General features: G+C 69.2%; 12 protein-coding genes. 11 read left to right on the forward strand and 1 reads right to left on the reverse strand.

Features of this window, described 5'->3' with window-relative positions:
* The first annotated feature begins 860 nt into the window (after nucleotides 1-860).
* The 11 genes from NJC10_RS11095 (at nucleotide 861) to NJC10_RS11145 (ending at nucleotide 12,365) form a co-directional block, all read left to right on the forward strand.
* Nucleotides 861-1,487, forward strand: a complete 627-nt coding sequence (locus NJC10_RS11095) for a ParA family protein (RefSeq protein ID WP_319076601.1) — start codon at nucleotides 861-863, stop codon at nucleotides 1,485-1,487.
* Nucleotides 1,484-1,801, forward strand: coding sequence for a hypothetical protein (locus NJC10_RS11100; protein ID WP_319076603.1), 318 nt, complete (start codon nucleotides 1,484-1,486; stop codon nucleotides 1,799-1,801). The genes NJC10_RS11095 and NJC10_RS11100 overlap by 4 nt, the downstream gene beginning before the upstream one ends.
* Before the next feature lie 393 nt (nucleotides 1,802-2,194).
* The gene (locus tag NJC10_RS11105) at nucleotides 2,195-2,701 is read left to right on the forward strand and encodes a hypothetical protein (RefSeq protein WP_319076604.1); all 507 of its coding nucleotides are present in this window, start codon (nucleotides 2,195-2,197) and stop codon (nucleotides 2,699-2,701) included.
* Between the two features lie 1,226 nt (nucleotides 2,702-3,927).
* Nucleotides 3,928-5,262, forward strand: a complete 1,335-nt coding sequence (locus tag NJC10_RS11110; RefSeq protein WP_319076605.1) for a replication protein RepA — start codon at nucleotides 3,928-3,930, stop codon at nucleotides 5,260-5,262.
* Nucleotides 5,263-5,294: 32 nt separating this feature from the next.
* Nucleotides 5,295-5,981, forward strand: coding sequence for a hypothetical protein (locus tag NJC10_RS11115; RefSeq protein WP_319076607.1), 687 nt, complete (start codon nucleotides 5,295-5,297; stop codon nucleotides 5,979-5,981).
* A gap of 83 nt (nucleotides 5,982-6,064) precedes the next feature.
* The gene (locus NJC10_RS11120; protein WP_319076608.1) at nucleotides 6,065-7,153 is read left to right on the forward strand and encodes a hypothetical protein; all 1,089 of its coding nucleotides are present in this window, start codon (nucleotides 6,065-6,067) and stop codon (nucleotides 7,151-7,153) included.
* A gap of 206 nt (nucleotides 7,154-7,359) precedes the next feature.
* Nucleotides 7,360-8,091: a hypothetical protein gene (locus tag NJC10_RS11125; protein ID WP_319076609.1), complete on the forward strand. Its 732-nt coding sequence runs from the start codon at nucleotides 7,360-7,362 to the stop codon at nucleotides 8,089-8,091.
* Complete coding sequence (locus tag NJC10_RS11130; RefSeq protein WP_319076610.1) at nucleotides 8,085-9,005, forward strand: hypothetical protein; 921 nt, start codon at nucleotides 8,085-8,087, stop codon at nucleotides 9,003-9,005. Before NJC10_RS11125 ends, NJC10_RS11130 begins: the two co-directional genes overlap by 7 nt.
* A gap of 205 nt (nucleotides 9,006-9,210) precedes the next feature.
* On the forward strand, nucleotides 9,211-9,771 hold the full coding sequence (locus NJC10_RS11135; RefSeq protein ID WP_319076612.1) for a hypothetical protein: 561 nt from the start codon (nucleotides 9,211-9,213) through the stop codon (nucleotides 9,769-9,771).
* A 124-nt stretch (nucleotides 9,772-9,895) separates the two neighbouring features.
* Entirely contained in the window at nucleotides 9,896-11,593 is a 1,698-nt protein-coding gene (locus NJC10_RS11140) for a hypothetical protein (RefSeq protein WP_319076614.1), read from the forward strand.
* On the forward strand, nucleotides 11,586-12,365 hold the full coding sequence (locus NJC10_RS11145; RefSeq protein WP_319076616.1) for a hypothetical protein: 780 nt from the start codon (nucleotides 11,586-11,588) through the stop codon (nucleotides 12,363-12,365). Before NJC10_RS11140 ends, NJC10_RS11145 begins: the two co-directional genes overlap by 8 nt.
* An 837-nt stretch (nucleotides 12,366-13,202) precedes the next feature.
* Here the strand turns inward: NJC10_RS11145 and NJC10_RS11150 are convergent.
* On the reverse strand, nucleotides 13,203-14,213 hold the full coding sequence (locus NJC10_RS11150; RefSeq protein ID WP_319076617.1) for a DUF2599 domain-containing protein: 1,011 nt from the start codon (nucleotides 14,211-14,213) through the stop codon (nucleotides 13,203-13,205).
* Between the last annotated feature and the right edge of the window lie 819 nt (nucleotides 14,214-15,032).

The raw sequence follows: 15,032 nt of genomic DNA on the forward strand, positions 1-15,032 counted from the left end.
GCAGCAGGGCGGCTCCGCCGCCTGCTCCGGTGTGCGCTGGCGCGCACCCGCCCCGCTGGCGCGGGGCCAGGCTCGCTACGCTCGCCGGGACAGTGCCCCACCGGGGGTGTGCCCGTCGTACAGGTGGTGTGCGGGGCGCTGACGCGCCGCCGGAAAGTGGCGTAACGGCGGGCCTGGGAGAGGGTGGGGCGGGTCGGGCGGCACTGAGCCGGCCCACCATGGGCACGGCGCACCCGCTGCCCCCACACCCACCCCGGCCACAGCCTCACCCCCCGGACACAGACCGACCCCGACCAGCTGGACAACCGCCCCCCACACCCCCACCCCCAGCCCCGAACACCGGCCCACGTGCCACCGGCCACCACATGAACGGACGCGACCCTCCACACGGCCCCACAGCGGCCCGCAGGGCCCCGAGGGAGGGCCAGACGGGGCCCGGGCCGGGCGGGTGCGCGGCGGGCAGCTCACGCAGGCCGTGGGGCGGTGGGGGCGGCTAGGCGGGCGGACGGCCGCCGGGGGGGGGCGGCAGGGGCCGCGCGGGGCGACGGCGGGGGCTGCGCAGCTCACGCCGCCGAGGACGGCAGGGGCGGCCCAGCTACCAGCACCACTGGCAGGCCAGGCCCCCGAGACGGCCCAGGTTGACCCCACATTGCACTAAGACCCGGCAGGCGGGAGGGGGCGCCCGTGTGTGCATCTAGTGACGCGGGGCATGCGCCCAGGCGTGCGGCGCCCCTACGGCGGGCATGCTCTGGGCCGCGTGGGGGGGCATATATCCATATGCTCATCTTAGAAGATGGACATATCTGCATATGGACGGCTAGGGTGAGGGCGTCCCCCTCTCCCGACTGGAAGGCCGGCTGATGACCCCGAACACCCCCACCCCCGACAGTCCCCGCCCCCGCGGGGTGATCGCCGTCGTGAACGTCAAGGGCGGCGTGGGCAAGACGACCGTCTCCGTCCACCTGGCCGCCGCCCTGCACGAGCTGGGCGTGCCGGTGTCCCTATGGGACGCCGACCCCCAGGGATCGGCCACACAGTGGCTGGACGCGGCCGCGCAGACCGCGCCCGTCCCCATTCCCTACAGCCCCGTGAACCTGGACGCGTTGCGCTCCACGCCCGCTCCTGCCGACGTGCTGGTGATCGACACTCCCCCGGGCCTCATGGACGTTCAGCGCGCCGTGCTCGCCCGGTCACAGTTCGTCATCGTGCCCACCCAGCAGGGGGGGGCCGACCTGACCCAGGCGCTGCGCACCGCCGCCGCCCTGGAGGCGGCCGGGATGCCGCACGCCGTACTGGTGAACCGGGCCGCGAAGCCTACGATCAGTCACCGCGAGGCGTCCACGGAGATGGACGCGGCCGAGGCCGCGGTGCTGGAGACCTCGATCCCTCAGCGCGAGAGCATCCGCCGCGCCTGGAACCACTGGCCGACCCTGACCGAACCGTGGCGGACCCTGGCCACCGAGATGACGGAGCTGATGACCCGATGACCCGCAAGAAGCCCGTGAGCATCGCCGACGCCTACCCCGACTTCGGGGCACGCGCCGAGGGCACCTCCACCGCCACGCGCATGACCTCTGTGGGACTGCCCGAGTACATGCACGCCCGACTGGGCTACCTGCGCGCCGCGTCCAACAAGAGCCTGAAGGCTTTGATCCTGGAAGCGCTGGAGCAGACCTACCCCGGGGACCCCCAGGACCCCTCCCTGCCCCTGCACCGCGGCACCCCCGCTCCCGCAGCCCCGGCCGACGCCGCATCCGATGCCGAGCCCTCCCCCGCCTTCGAGGATGTGCCCCTGCACTGACCCGCCCCTCACACCACGCCCCAGAGGGGCCAGCCGCCCACGCAGCTGGCCCCTCTGCCATGCCCGGCGCGGTGCGACATGCCGATGTGCCCGTGTGGGGATGTGCCGGTGTGACGACATGCTCACATCGCCATATTTCCATATTGCGATATGCCCGCGAGGGGAGGAGGCACCGGCCGTCAGCGTCACCACTTGCACGTGCCCGGCGCACATCCGATCCCGACACGCCGATTCGCCCCCTCCCCCTTCTTCCCGTGTGTTACACTCGCCGCAGCGTGCGAAGCGAAAGCGGTGGCGAGTGGCTCACCCGGTCAGGGTGGAAATCATGTCCGCACCGCCCCCGGATATCCAGACCCGGCCCGGCGTGGCCCGACAGCGGAGAGGGGCCCGGACATGGCCCGCGTCGTCACGATCTGCCACCCGGGCAAGGGGGTGGGCCGGTCCCTGCTGGTCGTGCAGCTGGCCGCCTCTGCCGGTCTGCCCGTGCTGGTGATCGACGCTGACCCGGCCGGGGACACCATGGCCGCGCTCACTCCCGCCTACCCGGTGCCTGTGTTCGAGGATCGGCCGGTGCGCCGGTCCGTGTTGGGCGGGGTGTCCCTGGCCCCGGCGTCCGTGCTCGGGCCCATGCTCACCGGGGCAGACCCGGCCGCCCTGGCCCACGTGGTGCGCCGGTGGAGGGCCGGGTACGCGCTGGCGCTGATCGACACTGCGGCCGGGATCGGCCCGGCGGCCGTGGCGGCGGTGGGCGCAGCCGATGCGGCCCTGGTGCCCACCCGCCTGGACGCTGCGTGTGTGGGGGAGCTGCGCACCTACCTGCGACTGCTGCCCGAGCTGGCCGCCCGCACCCGCGCCGCCGTGCTGGGGGCCTACATGGCCGCCCTGGCCCCGCCGCGCTGACCGTCCCCGCCCCCGTTCCCCTTACGGGGACCGGGGGCGGAGCTATGTCCGGTGCAGGAGCCCTAGAGGGTGGGGGAGTGGTCAGCCGGCCCGACCGCCGAGGCCCAGATTTCCAGACGCCGAGAGTCTGGATTTTTGGCCCAGAATCGGCGTGCCCACGCGGATCTGTGACCCGCCCGCGGACACGGGGCCCGAGGCACGAGCGGAGGTGGGGCGCTGCCGTGCGCGAGCGACCACGGTCGGGAGGACACGGGGGCGGGGGCCTCGTGCGGCGCTGTGTGCCCCGTAGAGCGACGTTCACGGACCGGGGGCAGGAATACCCGTCTGGGGGTCTGATCGGGTCTACGGGGCACCATGGGGGGCCGCAGGGCCAGGGTGGGGGGTGTCCACCTGTCGTCATGGCCGCCTGAGAGGTGAGCACGGGGCCAGGGTGAGACGGTGCGCGAGGGGAGTGCGCTGGAGCTGGCCGTGGTGCTAAGGAGCGAGTCTGTCAGCTGTTGAGGGCTGGGGCGTGGTGATGAAGCTGGAGGGCCAGGGGGGCCGTCGTCATGGCTGCCTGAGTGGTGAGTCCTGGCCCGGACGCGGGGGGCTGAAACACCCGGGGCGCTCAATCGGCCTACCTGGGCGAGGGACTCTCAGCCGTGGCGGCTGTGGACAACCTCGCGTACGCGTAGCAGGTCGCTACGCGACCTGAAGGAAAATCTGAAGGAGATGGGTATGGAGGGAGAGTCTGTAGGGGGCCTTCGGGCTGACCTTCGATTCTTGGCTAGATCATGCGGAGAATCGGACCTTCGAGAGGACCCCCGGCGTTCCAGTACGACAGGTCATGCGTTCCAGTACGACAGGTCATGCGTTCCAGTACGACAGGTCATGCGTTCCAGTACGACAGGTCATCGGGGCCCCCAGAGACGGTCATGCGTTCCAGTACGACAGGTCATTCGGTGCGCGATTTGCCCGGCGTTTCAGTACGACAGGACATGTCACGTACTCGGGCGTGTTGCAGTGAGCGATTCGGTCCTGAGGCTGCCGACGCACCTGGTGCATGATGAGGCCGACGGTAGGGCTAGCGCGTCAGGGGCAGGACATGATGCGGGAACCGAGAATTTTATGCGGTTCTTCGGTGCAGTCCTTGCTGTAGCGTGTGTGCCACCACAAAAGAATGACCCCTCAGCCGTTGGCCCGGCTGAGGGGTCGAGAGCAACTGAAAAGGAGTTGCTATGTCAGGGATGACTATACCCGCAGACCAGCACGAGGGCACGGGCAAGCTGCCTCCGTTCGCGATGGTCCCCACGTTCCTCACCGAGTTCGCGTTGCCGCGTGAGCGCCTGCCCGAGGGCACTACGTCGTGGGAGTGCGTCAACGGCGACTCCACGTACTCAGTCACCGCGCTGCCCTCAGTCGGCCCAGACGGGATCAAGCGCACGGAGGTGCCCTCGGGCCGTTACGCCCGGCTCGCGTTGCTCTGGCTGTTCGCCAAGGCGGGTGCGATCGGTGCGGTCCGCGAGGTGGGCCGCCCGGGTGCGCCCACGGCCGTCGAGCTGGGCAAGTCCGCACACGAGTTCCTGGACCTGTTGGGCGTGCCCGAGTCGGGACGGGCCTACAAGGAGGCGGCGCTACAGCTGCACCTGGTCACGTCTGCGACGTGGCAGATCACCACGAGCACGACGGCCAAGCGTGAGCTGACCGAGGGGGCGCTAGAGCGCCGCGGGACGATGAACATTGCGGAGGATGTGACCCTTTGGCATCCCCTGGAGTCGGATGACGTCGAAGAGGGCGTGATCCCGTCTCTGCCCTCTGTGACGTTCTCGCAGAAGGCGCTGAAAATGGCGGGGCGGTACGTCATGGTGCCCTGGGCGGCGATCCGTCAGCTCATGCACCTCTCGCCCAAGTCGCCCCTGCCCCTGGACATCTACCTATGGCTGTCCGCCCGCCGCGAGACCCTGGAGGGGCCCTCCAAGATCACCTGGGCCCAGCTGATGGCCCAGTTCGGGGCGCAGACCAAGATCCGCCCGGCCAACTTCAAAGCGCGATTCTGGGACGCCCTGGACGGGCCCGTGCGTGCCGTCTGGCCGGAGGCTGTCGAGGGGATGCGCCTGCCGGACATGCCCGAGACACACGACAAGACCGGCCGCCCCAAGGTGGGCGGAGGAGAGCCTGACCCCGAGCCGGAGGGCGGCCGCTGGAAGGGTCACCGCGGTGTGGTGCTGATCGGTGGGACCAAGGGTGCAGGCGGCATGTGGACTGTCCCGGGTGACCCGTACCGTCTGGCGATGAACACACGCGTGCACGAGCAGCTGAGGCGCGAGGTGGACGAACGGGCAGAGGCGCGGGCGGAGAAGCGCCGCGCGCGTCGTCGCAAGCCCTCCCCAGTGGTCGAGCCCAGTCCGGCCGAGGATGTATCCGCGCCTCTCAAAGAGGCCCCGCCGGAGCTGGTGGAAACGCGGAGCGTCAGGGACCGGGATCATCGGCCGTGCGGCGCCCCGACTGGGGGGAGGTGGCGGGCGTCCGGCGTCTCCAGGTCGGTATCCCGGCCGCTGGGCCATGATGGGGGGGAGGAGTAACCGGCACGAGGAGAGATGTCTGCATGGGAGCAGTGAGGCAGCGCAGCGACGTGCCATTTGAGCGGTTCTACGCCTGGGCGGCCGCCGGGGTAGAGGAGAAGCTGACGCTGGCGGCCCTTGCTCATCACGCAGGACGGGCCCCTGGGGCGATGGTTGTCGCCAAGCGACAGGGCGTGATCGAAGGGCGTCTGGTGGTCGAGTACGCCCGTGCCGTCGGGCGCTCCCCGCTGGAGGCGTTGGCGGAGTCCCTGGACATGGACGAGCTACGCGCGGCCCCGGAACCGTCTCAGACGGAAATGCTCTCTCAGGTGCCCTACGCCGTGATGCTCGAGGAGGTAGCTGCCCGACTGGGCGGCGCGCCTCGCAGTACTTCGCTGCCTACTGGGGGCACCTCCGGGGGGCGATGGATCGACGCGCTAGGCGAGATGACCGGGGCCCGGATTGCCGCCCTGGCCGAGTCCGTAGGCATGGAGTATGAAGCGTTCAAGTCCAAACGCTGGCGCGGCACATTCCTGCCCACAGAGCTGCACGCTGTATCCGAGCAGACGGGCGGCACGATGCAGGTCGGCTTGGTGGCACAGGGCTGGCTCACCTGGGCAGAGACCAAGTTGGCCCCGCAGGGGCGGGAAGACACGCTGGCGGCGTGGTCGACGGCCGACATGTTCGCGTGGCTGGAGGGGGCCGTCCCCGAGCTGCGGCGAGCGGAGCCTAAGAGGTAGTCCATAAGAACCGATTGACCTGTCCGGTTCTTATTGTATATATTTGTCGTGTCCAGTCGTTGACCCCTGGAGAGGACACGGACATGACGATCACCGCAGAGGCGCAGAGCCCCACGAGGCCCGCTCTGGCAGGCGCTGCCTGGCCGCTGCCGGGGATCACCCGCGCGCAAGCGCAGCAGATGTTCGATGCGCTCGCGGCCGCGCTGGGGCAGGACGGGCGCGAGGGGCCGGCAGATCAGCCGGCGCACTCTGTGCCCGCGACCGCTGCCCCGGCGTCGGCCGCCGCTGGTGGTGTGTCCGTGTCCTCGGGGGAGGCTGCCGTGGACCTGGAGGCCTCGGCGCTGGCCGAACGGGTGCGCCCGGCGGGGCCGGTGGTGTCGATCCTGGGGCCGCTGCGGGTGGTCGGGGCGACCGGGGATGCGCCGGTGGCCCGGTCCACGGGCACGGTGTCGGCGGCGCAGACGCAGAGGTGCGCGGCGTTGGCCGCGTTCCTGGCGCTGCACCCGGGCGCGTCGGCCGAGGCGTACACGGCGGCGTTCTGGCCGGGGGCGCGGGCGGACGGTCCGGCGGCGGCGGCGTCCCGTAACAAGCTGTCGGGCCAGCTGCGCCGGTATCTGGGCCAGGACGCCCACGGCCGCCCGTTCTTCCCGGTGGTGCGCCCGGATGGGTACCGGCTGCACCCGGCGGTGACGACGGACTGGACGCTGTTCGGTGAGCTGGTGGGCCCCTCACCGGTCACGGCCTCGGACGCGGCGTTGGTGGCCGCGCTGCGCATGGTGCGCGGGGCCCCGTTCGAGCATGCCCGGCCCCGGAACGTGGCCTGGGCCGATGATCTGCACCGGGAGATGGTGGAGGCGATCACGGCGGCCGCGCGTGAGCTCGCGGGGCGGGCGTCGCGGTCCGGGCATGTCGGGCATGGTCAGCTGGCCACGCGGGTGGGCCGGATGGTGGACCCGGGAGACGAGGGGCTGTGGCGGGCGTCGCTGGAGGCAGAGGCGGCCGCTGGTGCCCGGGAGGAGGTGGCGCGTCTGGTGGAGGGGCTGCACGCCTACCTGGAGGCGATGGAGGCGTCCCCGGAGGTGGAGACGGTGGAGGTCATCGCGCGGCTGCGTGAGCAGGGGTACCGGATGCCGGGAGGGATCGACCCGGGCCCGGGCCCTGGGGCCCCGTAGCCCGTCCGGGGCCCCACCCTAAAATCGTGAGAGAGCGGTGTCCGCATGCCGACCCCTGGGGGGACGCGGACACCTGACAGCACTACGGCGCACCCGCGCTCCCGTGGGCACCTTGCCTGGCATCTGGTGTCGATCATGGGGCCGCTCTAGGGGTGCAGGACATGGCCGGGCATGGACCGAGTACGAGCGACCGTAGGAGAGCGAGCATGATGCGCACGATGAAGACCACCGCCTCACGGCGGTATGCGGCGGCGGGGCTGGCCCTGGCCGCGGTGCTGGGCCTGACCGGCTGCCAGCAGGAGCCGGACCGCAACGGCATCCCGCCGATGGAGAGTGCGAGCAGCACGACGGCGGCCGCGTCGTCGTCGCCCTCGGGGAGCGCGTCGGCCACGTCGGCTGCCCCGTCGTCCTCGGCCGCGCCGTCGTCCTCGGCCCGTCCGGCCGCGTTCGAGCCGGTGCGCGCGGACGCTGCGCCGAAGACGGAGAGGGAGGCCCAGGAGATGGCCTGGAAGACCGTCCAGAGGTACTACGAGGCGCAGGGCGTGCTACTGCGCGAGCGCGATCCGCAGCAGGTGGAGGAGCTGACCTCGATTGTCTCCGGCCCCTACCTGGGGCAGGTGCAGGAGGGTCTGACGCGGGCATTCGAGAAGCGGGGGCGCACCTACGAGGGCCAGTCCAAGCCGGAGCTGATCCAGGCTACGGCGGGGCACCTGTCGGCACCTGATGGGACGCTGACGGAGCACGCCTCGGCGACCGTGCGCGTCTGCGAGGACAACTCAGGGGTGACGGTCAAGGACGCGGACGGCAAAGAGCAGCCCACGGGGGCGGACCGCTATGTGCTGGACTACTCGACGCGCTGGGACGAGAAGGAGAAGCGGTGGACGGTCACGGGATCGTATGAGCCGCCGAAGGGTGATCCGGGGGTGACGAGATGCTGACCATGAAGAAGAGAGCCGCGGGCATGCTGTCCGCGCTGGCCGTAGTGTCGGCGGCGCTGGTGGCCCCCATGAGTGCGTCGGCGGCCGACGCGGGGTGCGTTTACGGTGACTGCGAGGTCGCAATCACCGTGCCGGGCACGCCGGGGCAGGGTACGCAGCCGGTGGTGCGTGATGAGAGCGAGCCGATCAACCGCGATTACTGCGAGATCAACAACGGCGGAGACGTGCCGTATCGCTGCGATGTCAACTATGACCGGGCGAAGGACTGCGTCTGGACGACGAGGGCGGATCAGCCGCCGCCGCCGGCCGATGCGCCGTCCCCGCGGGGCGCGTGGGAGGAGTGCGTGAGGGCCTGGACGGTGCCGGGCGTCGATAACGAGGTCCGGTGGATGCCGTCGTCGTTGGGCGCGGAGGGTGAGGTGTCCCCGGGAGCGGCCGCTGTGGAGGTCGTAGCGCAGATGCAGCTGGAGGGGATCGAGATTGGCATGGTGCCCCGGTCTGTGGCGTCCGACCCCAACGCCATGGGTGCGGTGGGGCTGCCCGCGTGGATGTGGGTGAAGAACCCGAACGAGCCGCGCGCGTGGGGGCCGTACACGGTCACCCGTGAGGTGGAGGGGGTGGAGGTGAAGGCCACGGCTACGGTGGAGTACATCACCTGGGACATGGGCAACGGCGATCAGAAGGTGTGTCACAACGGTGGCACACCGTACAACGAGAAATATGGGCGCGAGGAGTCCCCGTCGTGCGGGTACACGTACAAGAAGACGGGGGAGTACACCGTCTCGGCGATCACCACGTGGGCGGTGGCTTGGGAGGCGGGAGGCGAGTCCGGCGTGATCGAGACGATCACGCGCAGCTCGCAGCCGGTGGTGATCGGTGAGCTGCAGGCGGTGAACGTGAAGCCCCGGGGCTGAGCGGTCCCGGGTGCTGGTGCGCTGGGGTGGTAGGCCGGGGCACGGGGGATGGTGCCCCGGCCTTTCAGTGCCCGGGGGCGCGTGCATCTTGTGACGCCCCGGTGCTGTTGAGCCTGTCTCCGATGGGCTCATCATCCCCTCGTGGATCGCTGCGGTAGCGGTACCCGGTGAGGTGCAGAGGCATCGAGGCTGACATTCTGGGCGGGTGCCTCGTCTGTTCTCTGCCCGTGACCGCCGTCCCCTGAATGCGGTGCTCACGGCCGGGCTCAGACACGCTCAGCTCGATCAGCTCGTGGCCGATCATCCGATTCCCGGTGATCCTGGCCATGACGCGGGCAAGGCGGGCCGGGTGGGGCTGTTCACCGCCACGGTGCTGACCGGGGCGGATCATGGGCTGCTCGTGCAGGCGCTGGGGTTGATCGACCCCGAGAAGATCCCCGCGGGGCACCGTGCGGACCTGACCCGGCTGCGCTGTAAGGCCGGCTTGGAGGCAGTGTCGGCCGCCTCTGTCTTAGTGGCCACCGACCGCGAGGCCGCGTTCACCTCCGAGGCTGAGGTGAAGGAAGAGGCACGGGCCTGCACCGCACTCCCGGAGCCAGAGCCGGCTGACCTGGGGCCTGTGGTGGTTCTGGAGCACCTGGACCGCGAACATCCCGATGTGCAGGTGATCGTGCAGGCCCTGGAGCGAGCCGGGGTGCAGGTGATGACCGGGGGTGGGCAGAGGCCCGCGGGGGCGCTCGTGCTCCGTACGGCCGGGTCGGGCTGAGACCTACCCCCGCCCGTTAGCACAATGTAAGATTGTGCTAACGGTTGGAGTGGAGGTGCCCCGGATGGGTGAGTACGAGCGGCAGAGTGGTCTGAGGGACCGGTCGCGGGTGAGCTTCCGGCCGGTGGCGTACAGGAATCTGGGGGCACGCAAGAACCTGTGGGCCGATTACGTGACGGGCCGGGGCGTGTTGGACAACGGGCAGGTGGTGCCGCCGAAGATCGGTCCGCGGCGGAAGAATCCGAACCTGACGGACATGCTGGACACGGCCGCGGCTGTGGGTGTGGATCGGATCATGTTCACGGGCAAGGTGCCCACGGTGACCCCGGGCAAGCGGCATTGGCTGTTGGTGCAGACTCCGGGATGGATCGCGGCCGGGCACCACACCGGTTCGCCGGCTACGGGCCGGTTCGAGCACCGTCAGACGGGCAAGAAGATGCTGGTGCAGTTCGCGGCTGGCTGGTTCGGGGACACCGCGCTGCCCCCGGATCAGGCGCGGCTGGCCTTCCAGGCCACGGAGAACGTGATCGGCGCGTTCTTCCGGGACGGGAAGCTGATGGACACGCCCACGGCCACCGGGGCGAACTTGTGGGCGTTGTCGTTGCCGAAGAACCTGGAGCCGTACCCGCTGACCGAGGACATCGCCGAGGAGCTGCACCGCACCTCCGGCCAGCACCACGTGGAGCACCTTGTGGCCGGCGCGTCAGCTGGGGGGCACCCGGACTGTGTGCCCCTGCACGACCCGGCCGCCACCCCCAAGATCGAGGGGTTCGCCTACGTCGATGGCCGCTTCATGTACGGGGCGATGTGTCGGGAGCTGGGGATCGGCCCAGGGGTGCGTCTGCGCCGGGAGGAGACCGCGGACATGCTGCGGGAGAACCCCTACGCCCGCGCCCGAGTGCATGTGCGCTTCCGCGTCCCGGACACCTGGGCGCACATCGGCTTGTTCGGGGTCCAGCACGAGCGGGCCTCGGACGGCTGGTACTGGCCGAATCGCCCGGGTGCGGTGGGGGAGGCGTGGGTGGACGCCGCGGAGTTCCATGTGGCCGCCCGCCACGGCTGGCAGCTGGACCCGGTCGAGTCGGTGGTGTTCACCACGCAGGTTCCCGGCGCCCGGGACCGGGATCGGAAGGTGACCGCCCGGCCGCTGGACACTTGGCAGAAGAACCTCTCCGAGGCCCGCGCCGCTGTGGCGGCGGACCCGCTGATGGACGAGACGATCAAGACGGCCGTGTCCGCAGCGCTGCGCTCGATTCTGATCAACACGATCGGCAACTTCGCCGCGCGGGGCCGGGATCAGACGCACATCGCCTTCGATCCGAAGGAGGTGCCCTCCACGGCGGCCGATGTGCGCCAGCAAGGGAGGGCGTTCCTCTGGACGACCAAGGCCCACTTCGATGCGCAGGCGGCCCGGTATTACCACCCGGAGCTCGCGGTGCAGGTCTGGGGGCGGGCGCGGGCGCGGATGCTCTCCGGGCCCATGGCGAACGGCTTGGAGGGCGGGGCGTTGCACGTGCCGGCGTCCACGCTGCTGGGCGTTCGCGGCGACGCGATCTACACGACCGAGGTGCCCGCGTGGGCGTTGCCGGTCGAGCGCGGCGGCGGCGACGACGGCCGGGTCGGCCGCATGCGCTTGCAGGGGTACATCCCCGGCCCGCTGAAGATCCCCGGTGACGAGACCGCCCGCAACCGCTTGCGCGCCAAGGCCGCCCGCCTGGGCGTGGACGCGGCGTACTCGGAGTACGAGATGCAGGCTGCCCCGGCGGACGGGGCGGACTACCTGCCCGGCGAGGATGCCCAGGACGGGGCAGAGGGTGAGTGATCTGGCGCAGCTGTCCCCGGCGGAGCTGGTCGTCCGGGTGCGTGAGGTCTACGGATTGACCTGGGGTGAGCTGGCGGCGGCCATGAACCGGTCGGAGCGGATGATGCGCAAGGTCGCCCGGGGGGAGACCTCGGGGGAGGCCTACCGGGCTGCGCTGACCGAGCTGCACGAGACGGGGGCGGTCTCCAAGGCCCCGTCTCGGCGGCGCAACGCCGCGGGCAAGCTTGTGCCGGTGCGTGCCAAGGCCGGGGCACGCAAGCGCACCCGCGTGCCCCGGGACACCCGCCGCGGGGCGTCACTGACCCGGCACTCCACGCGCGTGACGCATCTGCCCGATGGCAACCGGATCGTGCAGATCCAGTTGCCCAAGACCGTGGGTTCTCCCGAGCGTGGGGCGGGGCTGCATGCGGCGCGCATGGCGATCGTGAACGTGGCTCGTGGCTCGAGCCGTCAGGACAAGCGCGTGCATCTGCGGGCCACGGTCGATGTCGGTGGTGGCCGTACGCGCACGTTCGATGTCGGCTCCAAGGGCGGCTACCTGGCCGCTGACGTGGTGGCCGATGTTCGGGACCGCATGGGCGGGGACATGGGTTCATGGATCGCCTCGCAGATGGGCGACCGGTACGCCCAGGACGCTGTGCGACAGGGCCAGTTAGTCGGGCTGAATTTGACCACGTTCAACGCGGTGCGCTCGAAGGAAGAACGGCAGGCCCTGGACGAGGCAGGGGTGCGCCGGTGGAACCGAAGGGGAGGACGCAGCAGATGGGGATGAGCGGACCCGCCCACGAGCAGCCGGCCCCGCCGCCGCGGCGGTGGGAACACCCGCTGGACACACACTCCCACACTGGCCCGTACCGGCCCCCGCGCGCGTTGCTGGACATCCTGGCGAGGGTGGCTGGTGCGGACTCGCATGCGGCCGCGGCCGCAGCCACCCGGGACCGGGTGGCGGCCGCCGTGGCGCAGCTGCACGAGGCCGGCTTGGACCCGCGGGTGATCGGTTTGGTGGCCGAGCCGCGTGTCAACGAGATGTTGGGTGTGGCTGAGTCCACGGGCCGCTCACTGCGTGGCCGGGACAGGCTGTTCCCTGGCCCGGTCACGCGTGGGCGGTTGTGGTGCGAGGCCGACGTGACCGACTACTTGGATTACCGGCACGAAATGGCTACTCGGCCGGGTGCATTGCGGAGTATTCGCGGGCGAGGCTGAACTGGTTCGGGACTTACCCTACGTTTCTCTGATGGGAACTCCCTCTACGTGGGAATGATGGGATATTTAAAACCCCGATCCAGGATGCTCCCGGATAAATTAATAATTATGCAGATCAACACACTGGCCCCGTGAATGCGGGGGCCAGTGTGTTGTCCGGGGGTCGGGTGTGTTATTCTATGCCCCGCGATTTCGCGCTGACATGGCTCCAGTTAGGAGAAATCCAACACCCAGAACGCATGCGGCGATCATCCCAGGGACTCCAGAAATATTGACATTGCGAGAATCCGCAATGTACCCTAGGGAAACTATATAGATGAGGGTGGCAGCAAGACCGCCTCCACATAGGCCGGCAATAAAGGCCCATGTCTTTGAGCTAATCATCTTCAATCATCCCCTCTCGTGCTCAGTTGCAGAGGTTGAAAACATAATCCTGGTAGGTATTCCGGTACCTATGCGGCTCCAGGTTCCAGTCTCCCTTAGCGAAAGCACCTACCTGATGGCAGCGGTACTGCCAGAACATCTGAGTGGTAGCGGCAGTGCTTCTACTGTAAGTCTTCCCGGAAATAATGGTGCGAGGCGTCTTATTCTTTGCCTCCTCCCACCCGGCTGTAATCGCAGGCTCGAACCCGACATTGAATCGGTTCCATCCGGTCGGTGTGACAGACATGGAGACAACTCCATTCCTGCTGATCCACTTTACGCTAGAGATAAGATCCTTGCCCCACATTGGGTCGGCAACCACAGGATATGCAGTGTTCTTGTCGTGGCGTACTGTTTGGACGAGCGTATCTCCATCTTCGATGTGGAATGAGGTGTCGACCTCATTCCCTTCTGAATCAACCGCCCAGGGGGGAGCGATTCCACCGTCGTAGTCGCCATTTGAGTCTACGATCATGTAGCCCCCTGATGGAGTCTCTTTGAGGGTACTACCGGCGGGGAGGTCCAGTGTGTAACGATATTCCGCAGGTGCTGTTTCATCTTCGATTACTGTGGTTACCTGAACGCTGCCGTCAGTCTTGACCAGGGGTGTGGTCGAATAGTTGTTCTCACTCATATATGAGACATGCCCGTTTGGCAGGACTTCAATCCCGGCATCATCGACTGTCGGGTCGAGTGACATAGAAATTTGCTCGCCGTTCGAGCGATCTTCGATGGTAATGGGGGAGTCAGCCGTTTCAGGGAGTGTGACGAAGATGTTATTAGCAGCGGGCACAGAAGGTGACTTATGCGAGTACATGGCGAGATCCGCGAATGGCGCATGTACATGCTTTCCCTCAAGCCCGGTGACACCCACCAGCGCTGAGTAGGTGTCCTGACTGCTCGGTGGATCTGCAGTGGCCGGGGCGGCAATGCTTCCTGCGATTAGGGCGGCGCTGGTGGCTGCGCCGGCGAGGCGCTTCAGTGTCTGGGGCATTGGCCCTCTCCTGTCGATATTTGATGAGAGACACGTACATAATAGAAAGTATTGTCGTTCGTGTGTGTAACGTTTTGATAACTATGTGAGTCGCTGTGAGTTCGAGCCATGAGTGGGGGCGCCCACCAGCCATCGATGTTGCCCAGGTGCCTGCCAAACTCCGGCCCGCTCGTTCCGCCCCTGGAGGCGTATGTGATGCGTCAGGCTGGCTGATCGGTCTGGTCTGTTGTTGTGCCCGTTCGCCTGTGTGGTGGGTGGGCACGTGCATTTGGTGACGCCCCCCGGCCGGGTGGCCGGCGTGCTGTGGGACGGGGTGCGCGTCACGGGTTGCACCCGGGCACGCGACGGGGCGTGCGAGGGAGAGGAAAGGAAGCAAGAGAGCAAGGGAGCAAGGTTCCTTGCCCGCCCTACCTGGCCCGGCCCCGCCCCGCCCGGCTCCCGCCTCGGGGCGGCCGGTGGCCGGCCCTGCCACTCCCGGGCGGCGCCCCCCACCCCGCTGGCCGCTGCCCTCGGGGGCGGCGGGGCGCTATGCGCCCGCGTGAGGTTCGTTCACCCCTCGGCAGGCCTCACACTCGGGCGGGGTGCTGAACACCCCGCAGACGGCCGCACAGCACCTCGCCCGACCCTTTACCGTCCAGGGCCCGCCGTTGCCCGAGCTCTCCGGCGGCGCGTCAGCGCCCCGCAGAACCCCTGTACGCCGGGCACGCAACCCACCCGGGCACCCGCCGCCGAGCGGAGCGAGGCTGGCCCCGCGCCAGCGGGGCGGGCGGCGCGCCAGCGCCGTACCCGAGGCGGCCGCGGAGCGGCCCGCCTGCTGCC

The sequence above is a fragment of the Micrococcus sp. M4NT genome (assembly GCF_033790745.1).
In the GTDB taxonomy this organism is placed as follows: Bacteria; Actinomycetota; Actinomycetes; order Actinomycetales; family Micrococcaceae; genus Micrococcus.